The sequence below is a fragment of the Streptomyces sp. BBFR51 genome (assembly GCF_044591655.1).
Classification (GTDB): Bacteria; Actinomycetota; Actinomycetes; order Streptomycetales; family Streptomycetaceae; genus Streptomyces.
Map to the genome: position 1 here is coordinate 7,361,893 of NZ_CP172448.1, position 22,481 is coordinate 7,384,373.

The 22,481-nt window shown below is 71.0% G+C and carries 21 protein-coding genes and 1 riboswitch; of the genes, 19 read left to right on the plus strand and 2 right to left on the minus strand.

Going from position 1 to position 22,481, the window contains the following annotated elements; all coding sequences use genetic code 11:
* The first annotated feature begins 5 nt into the window (after positions 1 to 5).
* The 16 genes from ACGH7X_RS33385 (at position 6) to ACGH7X_RS33460 (ending at position 16,796) form a co-directional block, all read left to right on the plus strand.
* Positions 6 to 878, plus strand: coding sequence for a glycosyltransferase family 2 protein (locus ACGH7X_RS33385; protein WP_399897517.1), 873 nt, complete (start codon positions 6 to 8; stop codon positions 876 to 878).
* Between the two features lie 98 nt (positions 879 to 976).
* A complete protein-coding gene (locus ACGH7X_RS33390) occupies positions 977 to 1,906 on the plus strand; it encodes an ABC transporter permease (protein WP_399892471.1) in 930 nt (309 codons plus the stop codon).
* Positions 1,899 to 2,687 carry an ABC transporter ATP-binding protein gene (locus ACGH7X_RS33395; protein WP_399892474.1) on the plus strand — a complete coding sequence of 263 codons (789 nt, stop codon included), beginning with the start codon at positions 1,899 to 1,901 and terminating at the stop codon, positions 2,685 to 2,687. The genes ACGH7X_RS33390 and ACGH7X_RS33395 overlap by 8 nt, the downstream gene beginning before the upstream one ends.
* A gap of 359 nt (positions 2,688 to 3,046) precedes the next feature.
* Positions 3,047 to 3,967, plus strand: coding sequence for a squalene synthase HpnC (gene hpnC, locus ACGH7X_RS33400; protein WP_399892477.1), 921 nt, complete (start codon positions 3,047 to 3,049; stop codon positions 3,965 to 3,967).
* Positions 3,964 to 4,914: a presqualene diphosphate synthase HpnD gene (hpnD, locus tag ACGH7X_RS33405; protein ID WP_399892479.1), complete on the plus strand. Its 951-nt coding sequence runs from the start codon at positions 3,964 to 3,966 to the stop codon at positions 4,912 to 4,914. The genes hpnC and hpnD overlap by 4 nt, the downstream gene beginning before the upstream one ends.
* Complete coding sequence (locus tag ACGH7X_RS33410) at positions 4,914 to 5,072, plus strand: DUF6380 family protein (protein WP_399892482.1); 159 nt, start codon at positions 4,914 to 4,916, stop codon at positions 5,070 to 5,072. The genes hpnD and ACGH7X_RS33410 overlap by 1 nt, the downstream gene beginning before the upstream one ends.
* Positions 5,069 to 6,505, plus strand: coding sequence for a hydroxysqualene dehydroxylase HpnE (gene hpnE, locus ACGH7X_RS33415; protein ID WP_399892484.1), 1,437 nt, complete (start codon positions 5,069 to 5,071; stop codon positions 6,503 to 6,505). Before ACGH7X_RS33410 ends, hpnE begins: the two co-directional genes overlap by 4 nt.
* A gap of 68 nt (positions 6,506 to 6,573) precedes the next feature.
* The gene (locus tag ACGH7X_RS33420; RefSeq protein ID WP_399897520.1) at positions 6,574 to 7,638 is read left to right on the plus strand and encodes a polyprenyl synthetase family protein; all 1,065 of its coding nucleotides are present in this window, start codon (positions 6,574 to 6,576) and stop codon (positions 7,636 to 7,638) included.
* Between the two features lie 120 nt (positions 7,639 to 7,758).
* Complete coding sequence (shc, locus tag ACGH7X_RS33425) at positions 7,759 to 9,813, plus strand: squalene--hopene cyclase (protein ID WP_399892487.1); 2,055 nt, start codon at positions 7,759 to 7,761, stop codon at positions 9,811 to 9,813.
* A complete protein-coding gene (locus ACGH7X_RS33430; RefSeq protein ID WP_399892490.1) occupies positions 9,813 to 10,454 on the plus strand; it encodes a 1-hydroxy-2-methyl-2-butenyl 4-diphosphate reductase in 642 nt (213 codons plus the stop codon). Before shc ends, ACGH7X_RS33430 begins: the two co-directional genes overlap by 1 nt.
* A 6-nt stretch (positions 10,455 to 10,460) precedes the next feature.
* Positions 10,461 to 11,483 carry an adenosyl-hopene transferase HpnH gene (hpnH, locus tag ACGH7X_RS33435; protein ID WP_030872948.1) on the plus strand — a complete coding sequence of 341 codons (1,023 nt, stop codon included), beginning with the start codon at positions 10,461 to 10,463 and terminating at the stop codon, positions 11,481 to 11,483.
* 4 nt (positions 11,484 to 11,487) lie between these two features.
* Entirely contained in the window at positions 11,488 to 12,642 is a 1,155-nt protein-coding gene (gene ispG, locus ACGH7X_RS33440; protein WP_399892494.1) for a flavodoxin-dependent (E)-4-hydroxy-3-methylbut-2-enyl-diphosphate synthase, read from the plus strand.
* Positions 12,643 to 12,666: 24 nt separating this feature from the next.
* Positions 12,667 to 14,595: a 1-deoxy-D-xylulose-5-phosphate synthase gene (dxs, locus tag ACGH7X_RS33445; RefSeq protein WP_399892496.1), complete on the plus strand. Its 1,929-nt coding sequence runs from the start codon at positions 12,667 to 12,669 to the stop codon at positions 14,593 to 14,595.
* Positions 14,596 to 15,981 carry an aspartate aminotransferase family protein gene (locus ACGH7X_RS33450; protein WP_399892499.1) on the plus strand — a complete coding sequence of 462 codons (1,386 nt, stop codon included), beginning with the start codon at positions 14,596 to 14,598 and terminating at the stop codon, positions 15,979 to 15,981. It abuts the gene before it with no gap.
* Positions 15,982 to 16,065: 84 nt separating this feature from the next.
* Complete coding sequence (locus ACGH7X_RS33455) at positions 16,066 to 16,680, plus strand: helix-turn-helix domain-containing protein (protein ID WP_399892502.1); 615 nt, start codon at positions 16,066 to 16,068, stop codon at positions 16,678 to 16,680.
* Entirely contained in the window at positions 16,677 to 16,796 is a 120-nt protein-coding gene (locus ACGH7X_RS33460; protein WP_399892504.1) for a DUF6126 family protein, read from the plus strand. The genes ACGH7X_RS33455 and ACGH7X_RS33460 overlap by 4 nt, the downstream gene beginning before the upstream one ends.
* A gap of 21 nt (positions 16,797 to 16,817) precedes the next feature.
* Here ACGH7X_RS33460 and ACGH7X_RS33465 read toward each other — a convergent pair whose 3' ends face one another.
* On the minus strand, positions 16,818 to 17,615 hold the full coding sequence (locus ACGH7X_RS33465; protein WP_399892507.1) for a tyrosine-protein phosphatase: 798 nt from the start codon (positions 17,613 to 17,615) through the stop codon (positions 16,818 to 16,820).
* A gap of 426 nt (positions 17,616 to 18,041) precedes the next feature.
* Positions 18,042 to 18,199, plus strand: a riboswitch (cyclic di-AMP (ydaO/yuaA leader).
* 4 nt (positions 18,200 to 18,203) lie between these two features.
* Between ACGH7X_RS33465 and ACGH7X_RS33470 the strand changes: the two genes are divergently transcribed.
* Both ACGH7X_RS33470 and ACGH7X_RS33475 read left to right on the plus strand, forming a co-directional pair.
* On the plus strand, positions 18,204 to 19,166 hold the full coding sequence (locus ACGH7X_RS33470; protein WP_399892510.1) for a peptidoglycan DD-metalloendopeptidase family protein: 963 nt from the start codon (positions 18,204 to 18,206) through the stop codon (positions 19,164 to 19,166).
* 239 nt (positions 19,167 to 19,405) lie between these two features.
* Positions 19,406 to 20,191 (plus strand): SGNH/GDSL hydrolase family protein, encoded by a 786-nt coding sequence (locus ACGH7X_RS33475; protein WP_399897523.1) that lies wholly within the window; start codon positions 19,406 to 19,408, stop codon positions 20,189 to 20,191.
* Positions 20,192 to 20,273: 82 nt separating this feature from the next.
* On the opposite strand, the gene ACGH7X_RS33480 is transcribed toward ACGH7X_RS33475, so the two are convergent.
* A complete protein-coding gene (locus ACGH7X_RS33480; RefSeq protein WP_399892512.1) occupies positions 20,274 to 20,894 on the minus strand; it encodes a TetR/AcrR family transcriptional regulator in 621 nt (206 codons plus the stop codon).
* A gap of 146 nt (positions 20,895 to 21,040) precedes the next feature.
* Between ACGH7X_RS33480 and ACGH7X_RS33485 the strand changes: the two genes are divergently transcribed.
* Positions 21,041 to 22,276 carry an MBL fold metallo-hydrolase gene (locus ACGH7X_RS33485; protein ID WP_399892515.1) on the plus strand — a complete coding sequence of 412 codons (1,236 nt, stop codon included), beginning with the start codon at positions 21,041 to 21,043 and terminating at the stop codon, positions 22,274 to 22,276.
* Positions 22,277 to 22,481 lie beyond the last annotated feature (205 nt).

Here is a 22,481-nt window from a genome sequence, read left to right on the forward strand (position 1 = left end):
CGGCCATGAAGGTCGGCGCCGTCGTCATCACGATGGGCAACCGCCCCGAGGAACTGCGCGCCCTGCTCGACTCGGTCGCGGGGCAGGACGGCGACCGGGTCGAGGTGGTCGTGGTGGGCAACGGCGCGCCCGTCCCGGAGGTGCCGGACGGCGTGCGCACCGTCGAGCTGCCCGAGAACCTCGGCATCCCCGGCGGCCGCAACGTCGGCATCGAGGCCTTCGGCCCCGGCGGCCAGGACGTCGACGTCCTGCTCTTCCTCGACGACGACGGCCTGCTCGCCCGCACCGACACCGCCGAGCTGTGCCGCGAGGCCTTCGCGGCCGACGACGAGCTGGGCATCATCAGCTTCCGGATCGCGGATCCGGACACCGGCGAGACCCAGCGCCGGCACGTCCCGCGGCTGCGTGCCGCCGACCCGATGCGCTCCTCCCGGGTCACCACCTTCCTAGGCGGCGCCAACGCGGTGCGCACCCGCGTCCTCACCCAGGTCGGCGGCCTGCCGGACGCCTTCTTCTACGCCCACGAGGAGACCGACCTGGCCTGGCGGGCGCTCGACGCGGGCTGGATGATCGACTACCGGTCCGACATGGTGCTGAACCACCCCACGACCGCGCCCTCCCGGCACGCGGTCTACCACCGCATGGTCGCCCGCAACCGCGTCTGGCTCGCCCGCCGCAACCTCCCCGCCCTCCTGGTCCCGGTCTACCTCGGCGTCTGGATGGCGCTCACCCTGCTGCGCCGGCCGTCGCGACCTGCCCTCAAGGCCTGGTTCGGCGGCTTCCGCGAGGGCTGGGCCACCCCGTGCGGTCCTCGCCGGCCCATGAGGTGGCGTACGGTGTGGCGCCTGACCCGGCTGGGCCGGCCCCCGGTGATCTGACAAGCTCGTACCCGAGAGTGTTCCGGCCCCGACCGGGGCCAACAGGTCCATGCCAGGCCCGCGCGGCCGAGCATTTTCGAAGACGAAAGTATCCACCAGTGAGTGAGACAACGCACGACGGCACGGTCGCCATGACCAAGCCCGTGTCGCCCGACGAGGGCCTCACACCGGCCCGGCTCGCCGCCAAGTACGGGCTGAGCGTGAGCGGTGCCCGACCTTCCCTCGCGGAGTACGTCCGTCAGCTCTGGGGACGGCGGCACTTCATCCTCGCCTTCTCCCAGGCGAAGCTGACCGCTCAGTACAGCCAGGCCAAGCTCGGCCAGCTGTGGCAGGTGGCCACGCCGCTGCTGAACGCGCTCGTCTACTTCCTGATCTTCGGCCTGATCCTCAACGCGGGCCGCGGCATGGCGAAGGACGTGTACATCCCGTTCCTGGTGACGGGTGTGTTCGTCTTCACCTTCACCCAGTCCTCGGCCATGGCGGGCGTGCGCGCCATCGCCGGCAACCTCGGTCTGGTGCGGGCGCTGCACTTCCCGCGCGCCTCGCTGCCGGTCTCCTTCGCGCTGCAGCAGCTCCAGCAGCTGCTGGCCTCGATGATCGTGATGTTCGCGGTGGTCATGGGCTTCGGCAGCTACCCCTCGCTGTCCTGGCTGCTGGTCCTGCCGACGCTCGTCCTGCAGTTCCTCTTCAACATGGGGCTGGCGCTGGTCGTGGCCCGGATGGGCGCCAAGACGCCGGACCTGGCCCAGCTGATGCCGTTCATCCTGCGGACCTGGATGTACGCGTCGGGCGTCATGTTCTCCATCCCGATCATGCTGGAGGGCAAGCCGGCGTGGCTCGCCGACGTGCTCCAGTGGAACCCGGCCGCCATCTACATGGACCTGATGCGCTTCGCGCTGATCGACGGGTACGGCTCCGAGAACCTGCCGCCGCACGTGTGGGCGGTCGCCCTCGGCTGGGCGGTACTCGTCGCCGTGGGCGGCTTCGTGTACTTCTGGAAGGCTGAGGAGAGGTACGGCCGTGGCTGAGCAGCAGCAGGGCGAGTGGGTGCCGACGGTCATCGCGGACGAACTGCACATCGTCTACCGCGTCAACGGCGCCAGGACCGGCAAGGGCAGCGCCACCGCCGCACTCAGCCGCATGATCAAGCGAGGCTCCGACGACACGGCGCGGGGCGTGCGCAAGGTGCACGCCGTGCGGGGCGTCTCCTTCACCGCGTACCGGGGCGAGGCCATCGGCCTGATCGGCTCCAACGGCTCCGGCAAGTCGACGCTGCTGCGGGCCATCGCCGGCCTGCTGCCCGCCGAGCGCGGCAAGGTCTACACCGACGGCCAGCCCTCCCTGCTCGGCGTGAACGCGGCCCTGATGAACGACCTGACCGGTGAACGGAACGTCATCCTCGGCGGCCTGGCCATGGGCATGTCCCGCGAGCAGATCAAGGAGCGCTACCAGGAGATCGTCGACTTCTCGGGCATCAACGAGAAGGGCGACTTCATCACCCTGCCGATGCGCACCTACTCCTCCGGCATGGCCGCCCGGCTGCGCTTCTCCATCGCCGCCGCCAAGGATCACGACGTCCTGATGATCGACGAGGCGCTCGCCACCGGGGACCGCAAGTTCCAGACCCGCTCCGAGGAACGCATCCGGGAGCTGAAGAAGAAGGCCGGCACCATCTTCCTGGTCAGCCACAACAACAAGTCCATCCGCGACACCTGCAACCGCGTGCTGTGGCTGGAGCGCGGCGAGCTGCGCATGGACGGCCCGACCGACGAGGTGCTCAAGGAGTACGAGAAGTTCACGGGCAAGTAGCCCGACACGCCGGGGCCTCGCCGGAACTGTTCCGGCGAGGCCCCGCGTTTGCAAAGGAAACGTCAACTCCTGGCGTTCTGAGGAATCTTGAAGTCAATCGGTGTGTTGTTGTGATGCGCTGTGCACCCCGACGGACGCCCGTGAGTTGTACAACGTAAGCTGTACCGGTCCTGAAACGCGGCACATGGGGCGATAATGCCCGACACCCTCGAGCGGGCCTGCCGCGCGGGTGGCGAGGCGGCGTGTCCGAAATAGTGTGTATTGGGTCGGCAGTGTAGAACGGGAGATGTGACGGCAATGGCTACGGAAACTCCCCAGCTCCGCGAAGCGTGCGCCGTCCCCGCCCAGGGCAGCCCGCGATGACGGTCACCGACACGGCGCACGCCGTCCATCCGGAGCGCGGCACCCTCGCCAAGGCCGCCGACGAGAACTTCCCCGTGGCCCCCTTCTTCCTGCCCCGCGACTGGCGCACCGACCTCATGGCCGTGTACGGCTTCGCCCGCCTCGTCGACGACATCGGAGACGGCGACCTCGCCCCCGGCGGCGCCGACGCCCGCCTCCTCGGCGTCCCCGACGAGCACGCCGACGACCGGCTGCAGATGCTGGACGCCTTCGAGGAGGACCTGCGCAGGGTCTTCGACGGCTCCGACGGCTCCGACGGCCCGCCCCGCCACCCGCTGCTGCGCCGCCTGGCGCCCACCGTGCGCCGCCGCTCGCTGACCCCCGCGCCCTTCCTCGGGCTGATCGCCGCCAACCGCCAGGACCAACTGGTCGCGCGGTACGAGACCTACGACGACCTCCTCGCCTACTGCGAGCTGTCCGCCAACCCGGTCGGCCACCTCGTCCTCGCCGTCACCGGCACCGCGACGCCCGAACGGATCCGCCGCTCGGACGCCATCTGCACCGCCCTGCAGATCGTCGAGCACCTCCAGGACGTCGCCGAGGACCTGGGCCGGGACCGGATCTATCTGCCCGCCGAGGACATGAAACGCTTCCACGTCCAGGAGACGGACCTCGCCGCACCCACCGCGAACGCGTCGGTGCGCGCACTCGTCGCCTACGAGGCCGGGCGCGCCCGCGACCTGCTGAATGAAGGCGCCCCCCTGGTGGGTAGCGTCCACGGCAGGCTGCGCCTGCTGCTCGCGGGGTTCGTGGCGGGAGGAAGGGCGGCGCTCCGCGCGATCGCCGCGGCGGATCACGACGTACTTCCCGGCCCGCCCAGGTCCGGCAAGATCCAGTTGCTGCGCGAGGCGGGCGTGGCCCTGCGAGGAGAGGGGTGATGGGGGCCGTGGAGTCGTCAGCGAACATGTCGGCACCGGTGCTCGCCGCCTACAGCTACTGCGAGGCCGTCACCGGTCAGCAGGCACGCAACTTCGCCTACGGCATCCGGCTGCTGCCCACGCCCAAGCGGCGGGCGATGTCGGCGCTGTACGCGTTCTCGCGCCGCGTCGACGACATCGGTGACGGGCTGCTGGCGGACGACGTCAAGGTCGCGAGGCTGGACGAGACCCGGGCCGTGCTCGCCCGGATCCACGACGGCGCGGTCGACGAGGACGACACCGACCCGGTCGCCGTCGCCCTCGCCCACGCGGCCCGGCAGTTCCCCATTCCGCTCGACGGCCTCGACGAGCTGATCGACGGCGTCCAGATGGACGTGCGCGGCGAGACCTACGAGACCTGGGACGACCTGAAGACGTACTGCCGCTGCGTGGCGGGCGCCATCGGACGCCTCTCGCTCGGTGTGTTCGGGACCGAACCGGGGGCGCGCGGCACCGAGCGCGCGCCCGAGTACGCCGACACGCTCGGGCTCGCGCTTCAGCTCACCAACATCCTGCGGGACGTCCGGGAGGACGCCGAGGGCGGGCGTACCTACCTGCCCGCCGACGACCTCGCCAAGTTCGGCTGCTCCGCCGGATTCAACGGGCCGAAGCCACCCGAGGGCTCCGACTTCGCGGGCCTCGTGCACTTCGAAGTCCGTCGGGCCCGCGCCCTTTTCGCCGAGGGCTACCGGCTGCTGCCCATGCTCGACCGCCGCAGCGGCGCCTGCGTGGCGGCCATGGCCGGCATCTACCGCCGCCTCCTGGACCGCATCGAGCGCGACCCGGAGGCGGTCCTGCGCGGCCGGGTCTCGCTCCCCGGACGCGAGAAGGCGTACGTCGCCGTGCGTGGCCTGTCCGGTCTCGACACCCGGCACGTCACCCGGCGGACCGTCAGGAGGCGCGCCTGATGGACACACCCGGCACACTCGACACGCCGGAACGGCACGAGAGCACCGGCGCGCGGCGGCGGGCAACCCTCCGGTGGCGGTCGGCGTCCCTGACTGAGACGGTCAGCCGTACACCGTTCAAACACCACGGCGACCCGACAGGGAAGGGCGCACCATGACGCAGGGCAACGGCACGCGCGACGGCGGGCAGCTCGCGGACGTCTCCGCCCTCCGTCCCGGCGGGCATGCCGTCGTGGTCGGCGGCGGCCTCGCCGGGGTCACCACCGCGCTCGCGCTCGCCGACGCCGGGGTCCGTGTCACCCTGCTCGAAGGACGCCCGCGCCTGGGCGGACTCGCCTTCTCCTTCCAGCGCGGCGACCTCACCGTCGACAACGGCCAGCACGTGTACCTGCGCTGCTGCACCGCCTACCGCTGGTTCCTCGAGCGGATCGGCGGAGCGGCGCTCGCACCGGTGCAAAGCCGTCTCGACGTGCCCGTACTCGACCCGGACCGGCCCGAGGGCAGACGCCTGGGCAGACTGCGGCGCGACGCGCTGCCCGTGCCCCTGCATCTGGGGCGCAGCCTGGCGACGTACCCCCATCTCTCGCTCGCCGAGCGTGCCAGGGTCGGGCGTGCCGCGCTCGCGCTCAAGGGGCTCGACCTCGCCGATCCGACCCTGGACACCCAGGACTTCGGCAGCTGGCTGACCGCGCACGGTCAGTCGGCGCGTGCCGTCGAGGCCCTGTGGGACCTGGTCGGGGTCGCCACCCTCAACGCGGTCGCGGGCGACGCCTCACTGGCACTCGCCGCGATGGTGTTCAAGACCGGTCTGCTGTCCGACCCGGGCGCGGCCGACATCGGCTGGGCCCACGTCCCGCTGGGCGAACTGCACGACCGGCTGGCCCGCAGGGCGCTCGACTCCGCGGGCGTGCGTACCGAGGTCCGTACACGCGTCACCTCCCTCTGTGTAAACGAGAACGGAGGCTGGAGCGTTCAGGTTCCCGGCGAGACGCTCGAAGCGGACGCCGTCGTCCTCGCCGTACCCCAGCGCGAGGCCCACGACCTGCTGCCGGACGGTGCGCTGGACGCCCCGGAAAATCTTCTGAGGATCGGCACCGCGCCGATCCTCAACATCCACGTGATCTACGACCGCAAGGTGCTCGCCACGCCCTTCCTCACGGCCCTCGGCACCCCGGTCCAGTGGGTGTTCGACCGCACCGAGGCCTCCGGCCTGAAGGAGGGGCAGTACCTGGCGCTGTCGCAGTCGACCGCACAGAACGAGATCGACGAGCCCGTGGCCGCGTTGCGCGAGCGGTACCTGCCCGAACTGGAGCGGCTGCTGCCCCGCACCCGGGGTGCCGAGGTGAAGGACTTCTTCGTGACCAGGGAGCGCACCGCCACGTTCGCCCCCGCCCCCGGCGTCGGCCGCCTGAGGCCCGGCGCCCGCACCAAGGCACCCGGCCTGTACCTGGCCGGAGCGTGGACCGCCACCGGGTGGCCCGCGACCATGGAGAGTGCGGTTCGCAGCGGTGTCGGGGCGGCCGCCGCCGCGCTCGGCGCCCTCGGCCGGTCCCGCGGCCTCCTTCCCGATTTCTTCGAGGAGGCGGCGTGAAGGCCGATCCGCGCGGGACCGACGCCCGCACTCCCGGTACCGCAACTGGAGGAAAGACTGTGCCCACTGTGCCCCCGGCCCCGAAGGCCGATCGACGGACCACGGTGGACGTGACCGCGCTTCTGGAGCGCGGCCGGACCCTGGCCACGCCGGTTCTGCGGGCGGCGGTCGACCGCCTGGCACCTCCCATGGACACCGTCGCCGCCTACCACTTCGGCTGGATCGACGCCCAGGGCAACCCCGCGGACGGCGACGGCGGCAAGGCCGTACGCCCCGCGCTCGCCGTGCTCTCCGCCGAGGTCACCGGCGCCGCGCCCGAGGTCGGCGTACCCGGCGCGGTGGCCGTGGAACTGGTGCACAACTTCTCCCTCCTGCACGACGACCTGATGGACGGCGACGAACAGCGCCGCCACCGAGACACCGTCTGGAAGGTGCACGGCCCCGCCCAGGCCATCCTGGTCGGCGACGCCCTGTTCGCCCTCGCCAACGAGGTGCTGCTCGAGCTGGGCACCGTCGAGGCCGGCCGCGCCACCCGCCGGCTGACCAAGGCCAGCCGCTCCCTGATCGACGGCCAGGCCCAGGACATCTCCTACGAGCACCGCGACCGCGTCAGCGTCGAGGAGTGCCTGGAGATGGAGGGCAACAAGACCGGCGCCCTGCTCGCCTCCGCCAGCTCCATCGGCGCGGTGCTCGGCGGCGCCGACGAGCACACCGCCGACACCCTGGAGAGGTACGGCTACCACCTCGGCCTCGCCTTCCAGGCCGTCGACGACCTGCTCGGCATCTGGGGCGACCCGGACGCCACCGGCAAGCAGACCTGGAGCGACCTGCGCCAGCGCAAGAAGTCGCTGCCGGTCGTCGCCGCCCTCGCGGCCGGCGGGCCCGCCTCCGAGCGGCTCGGCGAGATCCTCGCCGCCGACGCCAAGGCCAGCGACTTCGCGAACTTCTCCGAGGAGGAGTTCGCGGCCCGCGCCGCCCTCATCGAGGAAGCGGGCGGGCGGGAGTGGACCGCCGACGAGGCGCGCCGCCAGCACACCATCGCCATCGAAGCCCTCGACGCCGTCGACATGCCCGACCGGGTGCGGGAGATGTTCACGGCGCTCGCGGACTTCGTCGTCGTACGAAAGAGATGATCATTATCGGTCGAATAGCCCTCGCGTAGTCGCCGGCCGGTGTCGTGATCGCACGAGCACCGGCCGACGGCGGACCCAAGCAGACGCACCACCGTATGCACACTGCACGAAGGGGAAGCCATGACAGCGACGACCGACGGAAGCACCGGGGCCTCCCTGCGGCCCCTGGCAGCCTCGGCCAGCGACACCGACATTACGATCCCCGCCGCGGCGGCCGGGGTACCCGAAGCCGCCGCACGCGCCACCCGGCGTGCCACCGACTTCCTGCTCGCCCGGCAGGACGCCCAGGGCTGGTGGAAGGGCGACCTCGAGACGAACGTCACGATGGACGCCGAGGACCTGCTCCTGCGTCAGTTCCTGGGCATCCAGGACGAGGAGACCACGCGGGCCGCCGCCCTGTTCATCCGCGGCGAGCAGCGCGAGGACGGCACCTGGGCCACCTTCTACGGCGGCCCCGGCGAACTGTCCACGACCATCGAGGCCTACGTCGCCCTCCGCCTGGCCGGCGACGCGCCCGAGGCGCCCCACATGGCGCGGGCCTCCGACTGGATCAGGTCCCGCGGCGGAATCGCCTCCGCCCGCGTCTTCACCCGGATCTGGCTGGCCCTGTTCGGCTGGTGGAAGTGGGACGACCTGCCCGAACTCCCGCCGGAGCTCATCTACTTCCCCACCTGGGTCCCGCTCAACATCTACGACTTCGGCTGCTGGGCCCGGCAGACCATCGTGCCGCTCACCATCGTCTCCGCGAAGCGGCCGGTGCGCCCCGCGCCCTTCCCGCTGGACGAGCTGCACAGCGACCCGGCGAGCCCCAACCCGCAGCAGCCCCTGGCCCCGGCCGCGAGCTGGGACGGCGCCTTCCAGCGCCTCGACAAGGCGCTGCACGCCTACCGCAAGGTCGCCCCGCGCCGGCTGCGGCGGGCCGCGATGAACACCGCCGCCCGCTGGATCATCGAGCGGCAGGAGAACGACGGCTGCTGGGGCGGCATCCAGCCGCCGGCCGTGTACTCGGTCATCGCGCTCTACCTGCTCGGCTACGACCTCGAACACCCCGTGATGCGCGCGGGCCTCGAGTCGCTGGACCGGTTCGCGGTGTGGCGCGAGGACGGCGCCCGGATGATCGAGGCCTGCCAGTCCCCGGTGTGGGACACCTGCCTGGCCACCATCGCGCTGGCCGACGCCGGGGTGCCCGAGGACCACCCGCAGCTGGTGAAGGCCTCGGACTGGATGCTCGGCGAACAGATCGTCCGCCCCGGCGACTGGTCGGTGAAGCGCCCCGGACTCCCGCCCGGCGGCTGGGCGTTCGAGTTCCACAACGACAACTACCCCGACATCGACGACACCGCCGAGGTGGTCCTCGCCCTGCGCCGGGTCAGGCACCACGACCCGGAACGGGTGGAGAAGGCCATCGGACGCGGGGTGCGCTGGAACCTCGGCATGCAGTCGAAGAACGGCGCGTGGGGCGCGTTCGACGTCGACAACACCAGCCCCTTCCCGAACCGGCTGCCGTTCTGCGACTTCGGCGAGGTCATCGACCCGCCGTCCGCGGACGTCACCGCGCACGTCGTCGAGATGCTCGCCGTCGAGGGCCTCGCCCACGACCCCCGCACCCGGCGCGGCATCCAGTGGCTGCTCGACGCACAGGAGGCGGACGGCTCGTGGTTCGGCCGCTGGGGCGTCAACTACGTCTACGGCACCGGGTCCGTGATCCCCGCCCTGACCGCCGCCGGACTTCCCACCTCGCATCCGGCCATCCGCCGGGCCGTGCGCTGGCTGGAGTCCGTCCAGAACGAGGACGGCGGCTGGGGCGAGGACCTGCGCTCCTACCGCTACGTCCGGGAGTGGAGCGGCCGGGGCGCCTCGACCGCCTCGCAGACCGGCTGGGCGCTGATGGCCCTGCTGGCGGCCGGGGAACGGGATTCCAAGGCGGTGGAGCGCGGCATCGAGTGGCTCGCCGCCACCCAGCGGGAGGACGGCTCCTGGGACGAGCCCTACTTCACGGGTACCGGCTTCCCGTGGGACTTCTCCATCAACTACAACCTCTACCGTCAGGTCTTCCCGCTGACGGCCCTCGGCCGGTACGTCCACGGGGAGCCCTTCGCCAAGAAGGCGACCGAGCCCGCCGTGGCCGACCCGGCCGCGCCCGAGCCCGTCGTGGCCGAGGTGAAGGGCAGCTGATGAACCCGCAGACCGGCCCGTCCCCGCTGCTGATCGCCTGCGCGCTCGGCATCGAGCACCTCGCCCTGCGCACCGGCGACCGCGGTGGAGCCGGCGGACCGGTCACCGTCCTGCGCACGGGCATGGGCCCGAAGGCGGCCGAGCGCGCGGTGGCCCGGGTCCTGGCCGACCCGGCACTCGAGGCCGCCGCCGTGCTCGCCACCGGCTTCTGCGCGGGACTCGCCCCCGGCATGCACCCCGGCGACCTCGTCGTCGCCGAGGAGACCCGGGACCCACGCGGCACCGTCGCGTGTGTCGGAACCGACCGGCTCGTGAAGGAACTCGCGCGAGCCGTCCCCGGGCGCACCGTCCACACCGGGCCGCTGACCGGCTCGGACCACGTCGTCCGCGGCCCCGAACGCGCCGATCTGCTCGCCACCGGCGCGATCGCCGTGGACATGGAGTCCGCGGCCACGCTCCTGAGCGCCGTGCGGGCGGGTCCGCGCCCGGTTGCGGCCGTCCGTGTGGTCGTGGACGCTCCTGAGCACGAACTCGTCCGGATCGGCACGGTGCGCGGTGGAATATCGGCTTTCCGCGTTCTTCGATCCGTTCTTCCCGCATTTTTCGAATGGCACCGTTCTTTGTTGCTCCCCCGGAGGTGAGCCCAGATGGCCATGCCGCTGCGCCAGTCCATCAAGGTCGCTACATACCTGGCCGAACAGAAGATTCGCCGACGGGACAAGTTCCCGCTCATCGTCGAGCTGGAACCGCTCTTCGCCTGCAACCTCGCGTGTGAGGGGTGCGGCAAGATCCAGCACCCGGCCGGGGTGCTCAAGCAGCGCATGCCGGTCGCGCAGGCCGTGGGAGCGGTGCTCGAATCGGGCGCGCCGATGGTCTCCATCGCCGGTGGCGAGCCCCTGATGCACCCGCAGATCGACGAGATCGTGCGGCAGTTGGTGGCCAAGCGGAAGTACGTCTTCCTCTGCACCAACGCCATGCTCATGCGCAAGAAGATGGACAAGTTCAAGCCCTCGCCGTACTTCGCCTTCGCGGTGCACATCGACGGGCTGCGCGAGCGGCACGACGAGTCGGTGGCGAAGGAGGGGGTGTTCGACGAGGCCGTGGAGGCCATCAAGGAGGCCAAGCGGCGCGGCTTCCGGGTGACCACCAACTCGACCTTCTTCAACACCGACACCCCGCAGACCATCGTCGAGGTCCTCAACTTCCTCAACGACGACCTCAAGGTCGACGAGATGATGATCTCGCCCGCCTACGCCTACGAGAAGGCGCCCGACCAGGAGCACTTCCTGGGCGTGGAGCAGACCCGCGAGCTGTTCAAGAAGGCCTTCTCGGGCGGCAACAGGGCACGCTGGCGCCTCAACCACTCCCCGCTGTTCCTCGACTTCCTCGAGGGCAAGGTGGACTTCCCGTGCACCGCGTGGGCCATCCCGAACTACTCCCTCTTCGGCTGGCAGCGCCCCTGCTACCTGATGAGCGACGGCTACGTGCCCACGTACCGGGAGCTGATCGAGGAGACCGACTGGGACAAGTACGGCCGCGGCAAGGACCCGCGCTGCGACAACTGCATGGCGCACTGCGGCTACGAGCCCACGGCCGTCCTGGCCACCATGGGCTCGCTCAAGGAGTCCCTGCGCGCCATGCGCGAGACGGTCTCCGGAAACCGGGAGTGACGTCGTGACCGCCATCCCCTTGGGCGTCCCCGAGGTACCGGTCCGGCCGATCGCCGAGCGACGCGTGTCGCGGCGGATCCAGGTCGGGCCGGTGGCGGTCGGCGGCGGGGCCCCGGTGTCGGTGCAGTCCATGACGACGACCCGTACGTCCGACATCGGCGCCACGCTCCAGCAGATCGCCGAGCTGACGGCGTCCGGTTGCCAGATCGTGCGGGTGGCCTGCCCGACCCAGGACGACGCGGACGCCCTGCCCGTGATCGCCAGGAAGTCGCAGATCCCGGTGATCGCCGACATCCACTTCCAGCCCAAGTACGTCTTCGCCGCCATCGAGGCGGGCTGCGCGGCGGTGCGGGTGAACCCGGGCAACATCAAGCAGTTCGACGACAAGGTCAGGGAGATCGCGAAGGCGGCTCGCGACCACGGGACGCCGATCCGTATCGGTGTCAACGCGGGTTCGCTGGACCGCCGCCTGCTCCAGAAGTACGGCAGGGCGACCCCGGAGGCGCTGGCGGAGTCGGCCCTGTGGGAGGCGTCGCTCTTCGAGGAGCACGACTTCCGGGACATCAAGATCTCGGTCAAGCACAACGACCCGGTCGTGATGGTCGAGGCCTACCGGCAGCTCGCCGCCCAGTGCGACTACCCGCTGCACCTGGGAGTGACGGAGGCGGGGCCCGCGTTCCAGGGCACGATCAAGTCGGCCGTCGCCTTCGGCGCCCTGCTCTCCCAGGGCATCGGCGACACGATCCGCGTCTCGCTCTCGGCCCCGCCGGTCGAGGAGATCAAGGTCGGCATCCAGATCCTCCAGTCGCTGGGGCTCAGGGAACGCCGGCTGGAGATCGTCTCCTGCCCCTCCTGCGGGCGGGCCCAGGTCGACGTCTACAAGCTGGCCGAGGAGGTCACCGCCGGCCTCGAGGGCATGGAGGTGCCGCTGCGCGTCGCCGTCATGGGCTGCGTCGTCAACGGCCCCGGCGAGGCCCGCGAGGCCGACCTCGGTGTCGCCTCCGGCAACGGGAAGGGCCAGATCTTCGTCAAGGGCGAGGTCGTCAAGACCGTCCCCGAGTCCAAGATCGTGGAGACCCTCATCGAGGAGGCGATGAGGATCGCCGAGCAGATGGAGAAGGACGGCGCGTCGGGGGAGCCGGCCGTCACCGTGAGCTGAACACGGACCGAAGGGGGCCCGAGCGTGACGATTCTGGAGAGCATCCGGGGACCACGCGACCTGAAGGCGCTGTCCGAGGCGGAACTCGGCGAACTGTCCGAGGAGATACGTGACTTCCTGGTGCACGCGGTCGCCCGCACCGGCGGTCACCTCGGACCCAACCTGGGGGTGGTGGAACTCACCGTCGCCCTGCACCGGGTCTTCGAGTCGCCGGACGACCGCATCCTGTGGGACACCGGCCACCAGAGCTACGTACACAAACTCCTGACCGGACGTCAGGACTTTTCCAAACTGCGCAGCAAGGGCGGCCTGTCCGGCTATCCCTCGCGCGAGGAGTCCGAGCACGACGTCATCGAGAACAGCCACGCCTCCACCGTCCTCGGCTGGGCCGACGGCCTCGCCAAGGCCCGCCAGGTGCAGGGGGAGCGCAGCCATGTCGTCGCCGTCATCGGTGACGGCGCCCTCACCGGCGGGATGGCCTGGGAGGCCCTGAACAACATCGCGGCGGCCCGGGACCGGCCACTGATCATCGTCGTCAACGACAACGAACGCTCCTACGCGCCGACCATCGGCGGCCTCGCCAACCACCTCGCGACGCTCCGCACGACCGACGGCTACGAGCGGATGCTGGCCTGGGGCAAGGCCGTGCTCCAGCACACGCCCGTGGTCGGCAACCCCGTCTACGAGGCGCTGCACGGTGCCAAGAAGGGATTCAAGGACGCCTTCGCCCCGCAAGGGCTCTTCGAGGACCTGGGGCTGAAGTACCTCGGCCCGATCGACGGACACGACATCGGCGCCGTCGAGTCGGCGCTCAGGCGCGCGAAACGCTTCCACGGGCCCGTACTGGTCCACTGCCTCACCGAGAAGGGCCGCGGCTACGAACCCGCCCTGCGCGACGAGGAGGACCACTTCCACACCGTCGGCGCGATGGACCCGCTCACCTGCGAGCCGCTCAGCCCCGCGGGCGGGCCGTCCTGGACCTCGGTGTTCGGCGAGGAGATCGTCCGTATCGGCGAGGAGCGCGACGACGTCGTGGCGATCACCGCGGCCATGCTGCACCCGGTCGGCCTCGCCCCCTTCGCTGAACGCTTCCCCGACCGGGTCTGGGACGTCGGCATCGCCGAGCAGCACGCCACCGTGTCCGCCGCCGGCCTCGCCACCGGGGGCCTGCACCCGGTCGTCGCCGTCTACGCCACCTTCCTCAACCGTGCCTTCGACCAGCTCCTGTTGGACGTGGCCCTGCACCGCTGCGGCGTCACCTTCGTGCTGGACCGGGCCGGTATCACCGGCACCGACGGGCCCTCGCACAACGGCATGTGGGACATGTCCGTCCTCCAAGTCGTCCCGGGCCTGCGCATCGCCGCGCCGCGCGACGCCGACCAGCTCCGGGCGCAGCTGCGCGAGGCGGTCGCCGTCGACGACGCGCCGACCCTGGTGCGTTTCCCGAAGGAGTCCGTCGGACCGGCCGTACTTGCCGTGGACCGGATCGGCGGTCTCGACGTCCTGCACGCCGCCGACCGGCCCGAGGTACTGCTGGTGGCCGTCGGCGTGATGGCACCCGTCTGCCTGCGGGCCGCCGAGCTGCTCGAGGCCCGCGGCATCGGCTGCACCGTCGTCGATCCGCGCTGGGTCAAACCCGTCGACCCGGCGCTCCCGCCGCTGGCGGCCGGGCACCGGCTGGTGGCCGTCGTCGAGGACAACAGCCGGGCCGCCGGAGTCGGTTCCGCGGTGGCGCTGGCACTGGGCGACGCCGAGGTCGACGTGCCGGTACGCCGGTTCGGCGTACCCGAGCAGTTCCTCGCACACGCCAAGCGCGCCGAGGTGCTCGCCGACATCGGCCTCACCCCGGTCGAGATCGCCGGCCGGATCAGCGCGAGCCTGGCGCTCGGGGAACCGGCGGTGGAACAGTCCGGGGACGGACAGATCGTCATGCCAGGGCAAGGAGACAACTGAATGACCAAGGAGTTCGACCTCGCCGCGCTGTTGGCCGAGCGCGGAGCCGAGCGGTACGAGCTGCACGCCAGGCACCTCAACCACCAGCTCCCGCGCATGCTGCGCACCATCGGCTTCGACAAGGTCTACGAGCGGGCCGAGGGCGCGCACTTCTGGGACGCGGACGGCAACGACTACCTGGACATGCTCGCCGGGTTCGGGGTGATGGGGCTCGGGCGTCACCACCCCGTCGTCCGCAAGGCGCTGCACGACGTCCTGGACGCCTCGCTGGCCGACCTGACCCGCTTCGACTGCCCGCCGCTGCCCGGGCTGCTGGCCGAGAAGCTGCTCTCCTACAGCCCCCACCTGGACCGGGTCTTCTTCGGCAACAGCGGCACGGAGGCGGTCGAGACGGCGCTGAAGTTCGCGCGCTTCGCGACCGGCAGGCCGAGGATCCTGTACTGCTCGCACGCCTTCCACGGATTGACCACCGGCTCGCTGTCCGTCAACGGCGAGACCGGCTTCCGGGACGGCTTCGCCCCGCTGCTGCCCGACACCGCCGTCCCGCTCGGCGACCTGGACGCCCTGGCGCGGGAGCTGAAGAAGGGTGACGTGGCCGCGCTGATCGTGGAGCCGATCCAGGGCAAGGGGGTGCACGAGGCGCCGCCCGGCTATCTGCGGGCCGCCCAGGACCTGCTGCGCCGCCACAAGGCACTGCTGATCGCCGACGAGGTGCAGACGGGCCTGGGCAGGACCGGGAAGTTCTACGCCTTCCAGCACGAGGACGGCGTCGAGCCCGACCTGGTGTGCGTGGCCAAGGCGCTGTCCGGCGGGTATGTGCCGGTGGGGGCCACACTGGGCCGGGACTGGATCTTCAAGAAGGTGTACTCCTCGATGGACCGGGTGCTGGTCCACTCGGCGAGCTTCGGTGCCAACGCGCAGGCCATGGCAGCCGGGCTCGCGATGCTCTCGGTGATGGAGAACGAGGAGATCGTGGCGAACGCCGCGGCGGTGGGGGAGGGGCTGAAGACCAGGCTGGCCGAGCTGGTGGACCGCTACGAGCTGCTCGCCGATGTCCGTGGCCGGGGGCTGATGATCGGCATCGAGTTCGGCCGGCCAAGGTCCCTGAAGCTGCGCAGCCGCTGGACCATGCTCCAGGCCGCGCGCAAGGGACTGTTCGCGCAGATGGTGGTGGTGCCGCTGCTGCAACGGCACCGGATCCTGACGCAGGTGTCCGGCGACCACCTGGAGGTGATCAAGCTGATCCCGCCGCTGATCATCGACACCGACGACGCGGACCGGTTCGTCGACGCCTTCACCGAGGTGATGGAGGACGCGCACAACGGTGGCGGCCTGATGTGGGACTTCGGCAAGACACTGGTCAAGCAGGCGGTGGCCAACCACTGAGCCGCCGCCGGGCTTGATGCGCCTTGATTTGCCTGCGAGGCAAGAAGTTTGCCCGGCAGGCAAGATTCGGGCTGAATAGGAGGCATGAGCTCCTCCGAGTCCGGCCCGGCCGAGGCCGCGGTCGCCGCCGTCGCGCCACAGCTGCGTGAGCTGCGGCGGCGGGCCGCCCTCACCCTCGAGACCGCGGCCCGCGTCGCCGGGCTGTCGCCCGCCCACCTCTCCCGCCTGGAGACCGGACAGCGCCAGCCCTCGCTGCCGATGCTGCTCGCCCTCGCCCGGGTCTACGGTACGACCGTCGCCGAGCTGCTGGGCGAGTCGGCCGCCGACCGGGACGCCGTCGTGCGCGGCGCCGACATGGTACCCACCGCCGCGGGCGGCTGGACGTACTGGCGGGCCGGAGCGCCGGGCCGCGGCATGCAGGCCCTGCGCGTCCAGGTGCCGTACGGCTCCCAGGGCGACGTCGTGCGGGTGCACCCCGGTGAGGAGTGGCTCCACGTCCTCACCGGCCGGCTGCGGCTGCGCCTCGGGGACACCGAGCACCGGCTGACCGCGGGGGACAGCGCCCACTTCGACTCGACGACCCCGCACCGGATCGCCGCGCAGGACCCCGACGGGGTCGAGCTGCTCTTCGTCCACACCCTGCTGCAGAGCCCGACGGCCACCCTGTGCCTCGGGCCGACCCCCGGAGAGATGCCATGAGCACCATGCAGGAGAAGTTCCCGCGCGCCCTGTGGGTGCGACTGCTCATCTACATCGCGCTGGGGCACGTCTTCGGCGGCTTCCTCTACCTGCTGTTCGAGGTGGGGGCCAAGTAGCGCCGTCCGCGAGCGGGTGGCTCAGTCCAGCATCCGCTCGCGCAGCCGCTCCCGGGTTTCGGGGGCGAGCCCCAGGCCCTTCTCCAGGTAGGCGTCGACCCCGCCCCACGTCTCCTCGACGGTCTCGAAGGCCGCCGCCAGGTACTCGGCGCGCGCGTCGAACAGGGGGCTGAGCAGCTCCATGACCTCGGGGGAGTAGGCCGAGGCGGTGGTGCCGCTGCGGCGCACCTTGTAGCGGCGGTGCGCGGCGTTCGACTTCAGGTAGTCCTCGACGACGGCGTCGCGCTCGACGCCCAGCGCGAGCAGGGTGATCGCGATCGACAGTCCGGCGCGGTCCTTGCCGGCGGCGCAGTGCATCAGCGCGGGGACGCTGTCCTCGGCGAGCGCGTGCAGGATCCGGGAGTGCTCCGCCGTGCGCTCCTTGACGATCATGCGGTAGGAGCCGATCATCCGGTCGGCGCCCTTGTCACCGGCCAGGATCTCGCGCAGCTGGTCGAGGTCCCCGTCGCGGACCATCTTCCAGAACTCGGCGCCGTCGGCCGGATCGCTCAGCGGCAGGTTCACATTGCGCACGCCCGGCAGCTCGACGTCCGGACCGTCGAGCTTCTGGTCGGCCGCGTTGCGGAAGTCGAAGATCGTGTGCAGGCCCAGCGAGGCCAGGAACGCGGCGTCCTCCCCGGTGGCGTGCGCCAGGTGGCCGCTGCGGAACAGCACCCCCTGCCGCACCCGCCGCCCGTCCACGGTCGGCAGTCCGCCCACGTCCCGGAAGTTGCGCACACCGGTCAGCTCGGGTTCGGTCGACGGGACCTGCTGCGTCACAGGGGCTCCTCCCACTGAGCGCCGCCGACGCTGCTCGCCTGCGGGCACCACTCGACGATACGGCATCACCTGTGCCCGAAAGGCGCTTTCAAAAGAGGTATTGCGAGATGATAAGAGCCTTCTGTCCGAATTGGTGTCTTGATGACAACTGGGCCTGAAATGGCGGTAGGTGGGGAAGCGGCGCGTGAGCAGCGTCATATCCGTGACCGTGCGTTGCCCGTCATGTTCACGTAATTCAGCTGCTTCTCAAGGGCCTTTAGGGAAAAGAGTGCCGCGGAAATCGACGCAGGGTTACCGGGTTTTCCCTCAAAGGATCAATCGGAACACCGGTCGACGGAACCCCTCGCTTGTCCACGTGCGTCTTGGTCCCTTACGTTCACCACCGATCCGGACGGACGCCTAATCCTGCCGCCGACCGGAGCCCGCACTCATCCACCACCCGTACACGGCAGGAGCGGGGGACCCACAGGTACAACTGCCTGTTCCGGTTCCCGGAACGGCTTGGGGTAAAGCCGCGTTTCGGCGCGGCCGGGCATCTCCAGCCCGCACCCGACAGCTCACCTCGCAGGCGCCGGAGAGGAATTCGCCATGCCCGCGAAGGGTAAGCACCGCCGTACCAGGGCCATGCGCCTGACCCGCACCATCGCCGTCGCCGGAACCGGTGGGGCCGCGCTCGCGCTCCCGCTGATGGGTGCCGCCGGGGCCAACGCCGCCCCCGCCCACTCCGTTTCCGAGCAGGCCGTGCAGTCCATTGCGACGTCGGCCAAGAAGTCCGCCGCGAGCGCTTCAGAGAAGAACTCGGATTCGCGGACGTACACCGTGAAGAGCGGTGACTACCTTTCGAAGATCGCCGACGACCAGGACGTGGACGGCGGCTGGAAGAAGCTCTACTCGGACAACCGCGAGGCCGTCGGCTCCGACCCGTCGCTGATCCACCCCGGCCTGAAGCTCTCGATCGGCGGCCAGGCCGCCGAGTCCTCGGCCCCCTCCTCCGCCAAGTCGGAGAAGCCGGCCGCCGAGAAGCCCGCCAAGGCCGAGAAGTCCGCCTCCCAGTCGTCCGAGAAGTCGACGGACGCCGACAAGGCCTCCTCCTCGGACTCCGCCGGCTCCTCGGACACCGGCACCCAGTCCGCCGACAGCAGCAGCGGCTACACCTCCCCCGTCGCGGGCGGCACCGTCGGTACCCCGTACCACCAGTCCGGCAGCATGTGGTCCAGCGGCTACCACACCGGCACGGACTTCGTCGTCCCGACCGGCACCTCGCTCAAGGCCGTCGGCGCGGGCACCGTCGTCTCCGCCGGCTGGGGCGGCGCGTACGGCAACCAGGTCGTCATCCAGCTCTCCGACGGCCACTACGCCCAGTACGCCCACCTCTCCTCGCTCTCCGTCTCCGCCGGCCAGTCGGTGACGGCGGGCCAGCAGGTCGGCCTCTCGGGTGCCACCGGCAACGTGACCGGCCCGCACCTGCACTTCGAGATCCGCACCACGCCGGACTACGGCTCGGACGTCGACCCGATCGCGTTCCTGCGCTCGCACGGCGTCTCCGTCTGACGAGCGCCGACAAGCGCTGACGAGCTGACGACCTGACGGCGTTTCGGCGCGGTCCCCGCGCCACCGAAGGCCGGACCCCGATCCCCGGGTCCGGCCTTCGGTGTATTCCGGAATTGACGAACACTTTAGGCGTGGCTTTTCTCACCGCCCGTCAATCCCTTCCTACGGTCGCGTAGGTCACATTCCACGGTGAATCATGGGCCGATGTGGCAGACGATTCGAAGAGTGACAGCAGAGCAGTGATCGGGTCGTACGTGGCGGTGGGGGACAGCTTCACCGAGGGCGTCGGCGATTCCGGCCCCGACGGGGCGTTCGTCGGCTGGGCCGACCGACTCGCCGTACTGCTCGCGGACCGGCGCCCCGAGGGCGACTTCACGTACACCAACCTCGCCGTGCGCGGCAGGCTGCTCGACCAGATCGTGGCGGAACAGGTCCCCGGGGTCGTTGCACTCGCCCCGGACCTGGTCTCGTTCGCGGCGGGCGGCAACGACATCATCCGGCCCGGGACCGACCCGGACGAGGTGGCCCAGCGGTTCGAACTGGCGGTGGCCGCGCTGACCGCGGCGGCCGGCACCGTACTGGTGACCACCGGGTTCGACACCCGTGGCGTGCCCGTCCTCAAGCATCTGCGCGGCAAGATCGCCACGTACAACGGGCACGTGCGTGCCATCGCCGACCGGTACGGCTGTCCGGTGCTCGACCTGTGGTCGCTCAGGAGCGTCCAGGACCGCAGGGCGTGGGACGCCGACCGGCTGCATCTCTCGCCCGAGGGCCACACGCGCGTGGCGCTGCGCGCGGGACAGGCCCTCGGCCTGCGCGTCCCGGCCGACCCGGACCAGCCCTGGCCGCCCCTGCCGCCGCGCGGCACGCTGGACGTCCGGCGCGACGACGTGCACTGGGCACGCGAGTACCTGGTGCCGTGGATCGGACGCCGGCTGCGGGGCGAGTCGTCGGGCGACCACGTGACGGCCAAGGGGACGCTGTCGCCGGACGACATCAAGACGCGGATCGCCGCGGTGGCCTGAGAGCGGGGAGCGAACGGCCGGTGTCCAGTGGGGAGTGAACGGCCGGCGTGCGCGGGGAGCGAACGGCCGGCGTGCGGCGGGGCTAGCGCCTCGTGGGCGTCAAGGCCGTTCGCTCCAGGCCCAGTTCCCGGGCCAGCGCCTCGTCCATCCACTCCTGTGCCCGTGCCCGCGACACCGTGCCCGCGTACGACGTGAGCTGCACCGCCAGCCCGTCGAGCAGGGCCGTCAGCCGCAGGGCGGCGCCCTCGGGCTCGGCGCACGGGAACTCACCGGCGGCCACGCCCTCGGCGATGACCTCGGCGATCGCCGCCTTCCACTGGCGGTCCAGCTCCCGCGTGACCTCCCGCAGCGCGGGCTCGCGCAGCGACACCGCCCAGCCCTCGATCCACAGCCGCCAGCCCTTGGCCTGACCGGTGGGGGCGTACCAGCGCACGGCCGCGCGCAGCCGGCGCAGCGCCGACGTACGGCGGCCGAGCAGCTTGCGCAGATGGGCGAGGTCGTCCTCGGCGGCGTGGGTGAACGCGGCGGCGACCAGCCTCTCCTTCGTGGAGAAGTGGTAGAGCACCAGGGCGTTGCTGACACCGAGCGTGGCGGCCACGTCGGCGATCCGCAGCGCCGCCACGCCCCGCGCCGATATCTGCTCGATGGCCGCGCGGAGCAATTCCTCGCGCCGCTGGGTCACGCTCAACCGGACTCTCACCACGCACGTCACCCTATACAGGCCCTCGGACGTGCGGTGGCGCCCTCTTCGGCCGCGGAGGACCGGGAACACGGATGTGGCATCCGTCGTTCGAGGTGACGTAGGACGAGACGACAATGAGAGCCTGAACCACTCCACCTGGAGGTACCGTGGCCGGTTTCCGTTCCCCGAGTCCCGGGCTTCGCGTGCCGCTGCCCGCGGCCTTCGGCGCGGACCCGAGCGGTGAGCGCATGGCGCGCATCCGCAGATCGCCGAACTTCCGCGACGGCGTCTTCCAGAACCCCGGCGGCACCGCCCGTACCCGGCCCTCCGGATCGGCCACGGAGTTCGCGAAGATCTACTTCAACAAGGAGGCGCGGCTCCGCCGTGCCCCGCGGGGTCCGATCCCGGTGCACGCCACCACCCTCGCCGACCTCGCCAGGCCGCCCGCCACGGGTCTGCGGCTGACCTGGATGGGACACTCCAGCGTGCTCGCCGAGATCGACGGGCAGCGGGTGCTCTTCGACCCCGTGTGGGGCGAGCGCTGTTCCCCGGTCCCCTTCGCCGGCCCCAAGCGGCTGCATCCGGCACCGCTGCCCCTGGCGGCCCTGGGCCCGGTCGACGTCGTCGTCATCTCCCACGACCACTACGACCACCTCGATCTGCCCACGATCAAGGCGCTGGCCGGCACGGACACCCTCTTCGCGGTGCCGCTGGGCGTCGGCGCCCACCTCGAACACTGGGGCGTGTCCCGCGACCGGCTGCGCGAGCTGGACTGGCACGAGTCGACGCGCGTCGGCGGCCTCACCCTGACCGCCACCCCGGCCCGGCACTTCTGCGGGCGCGGACTGCGCAACACCCAGCACACCCTCTGGGCGTCCTGGGTCGTCGCCGGGGAGGAGCACCGCGTCTACCACAGCGGGGACACGGGCTACTTCGACGGCTTCCGGGACATCGGCGCCGAGCACGGCCCGTTCGACGCCACGATGATCCAGCTCGGGGCGTACGCCGAGTTCTGGCCCAAGAACCACACGGACTATACGCCGCTGCCTGGCATGTGGCCAGACATTCACATGACGCCTGCGCAGGGGGTGCAGGCCCACCTTGACCTGCAGGGAGGCGCTCCGGGTGGGGTGCTGCTGCCGATCCACTGGGGGACGTTCAACCTGGCCCCGCATCCGTGGGCGGAGCCGGGGGAGTGGACCAAGGACGCGGCCGACGAGGTCAGCCAGGCGGTGGCATTCCCGCGGCCGGGGGAGCCGTTCGAGCCGGCGGGGGAGCTGCCGGTGGAGGCGTGGTGGCGGGCGGTCTCCGGTCCGATCGTGCACCCGTGGCGCCGTCCCCGGATCGCTCAAGGCGTGGCCGAGACGAGCAAGGGTGATCTCGACCTCGCGGGGGAGAGGTGACGTCGGTCGGGCAGGAGCTGAGGGAGATGGTCCAGATGCTGGAGCGTCTCCCTGCTGACGAGCAGGATCGTTTGCTGCGCGCCTTGGACGGAGCGTCCCGCCTGGAGTGCGAAGTCACTGCGCAGCGCTTCAGGCCCTTGCCGTTCGCGGACGGCTCGTCACGGGTTGTTGTCCGAACGCGCATTGTGGAGCGCTGAGCTTGCAG

What these genes read in the sequence shown, in the direction of transcription:
- ACGH7X_RS33460 (WP_399892504.1), top strand. Translation starts at nt 16,677, where the DNA reads ATGAGCACCATGCAGGAGAAGTTCCCGCGCGCCCTGTGGGTGCGACTG.
- hpnE (WP_399892484.1), top strand. Translation starts at nt 5,069, where the DNA reads ATGACGCAGGGCAACGGCACGCGCGACGGCGGGCAGCTCGCGGACGTC.
- ACGH7X_RS33430 (WP_399892490.1), top strand. Translation starts at nt 9,813, where the DNA reads ATGAACCCGCAGACCGGCCCGTCCCCGCTGCTGATCGCCTGCGCGCTC.
- ACGH7X_RS33385 (WP_399897517.1), top strand. Translation starts at nt 6, where the DNA reads ATGAAGGTCGGCGCCGTCGTCATCACGATGGGCAACCGCCCCGAGGAA.
- hpnC (WP_399892477.1), top strand. Translation starts at nt 3,047, where the DNA reads ATGACGGTCACCGACACGGCGCACGCCGTCCATCCGGAGCGCGGCACC.
- ACGH7X_RS33455 (WP_399892502.1), top strand. Translation starts at nt 16,066, where the DNA reads ATGAGCTCCTCCGAGTCCGGCCCGGCCGAGGCCGCGGTCGCCGCCGTC.
- ACGH7X_RS33450 (WP_399892499.1), top strand. Translation starts at nt 14,596, where the DNA reads ATGACCAAGGAGTTCGACCTCGCCGCGCTGTTGGCCGAGCGCGGAGCC.
- ACGH7X_RS33410 (WP_399892482.1), top strand. Translation starts at nt 4,914, where the DNA reads ATGGACACACCCGGCACACTCGACACGCCGGAACGGCACGAGAGCACC.
- hpnH (WP_030872948.1), top strand. Translation starts at nt 10,461, where the DNA reads ATGGCCATGCCGCTGCGCCAGTCCATCAAGGTCGCTACATACCTGGCC.
- shc (WP_399892487.1), top strand. Translation starts at nt 7,759, where the DNA reads ATGACAGCGACGACCGACGGAAGCACCGGGGCCTCCCTGCGGCCCCTG.
- ACGH7X_RS33470 (WP_399892510.1), top strand. Translation starts at nt 18,204, where the DNA reads ATGCCCGCGAAGGGTAAGCACCGCCGTACCAGGGCCATGCGCCTGACC.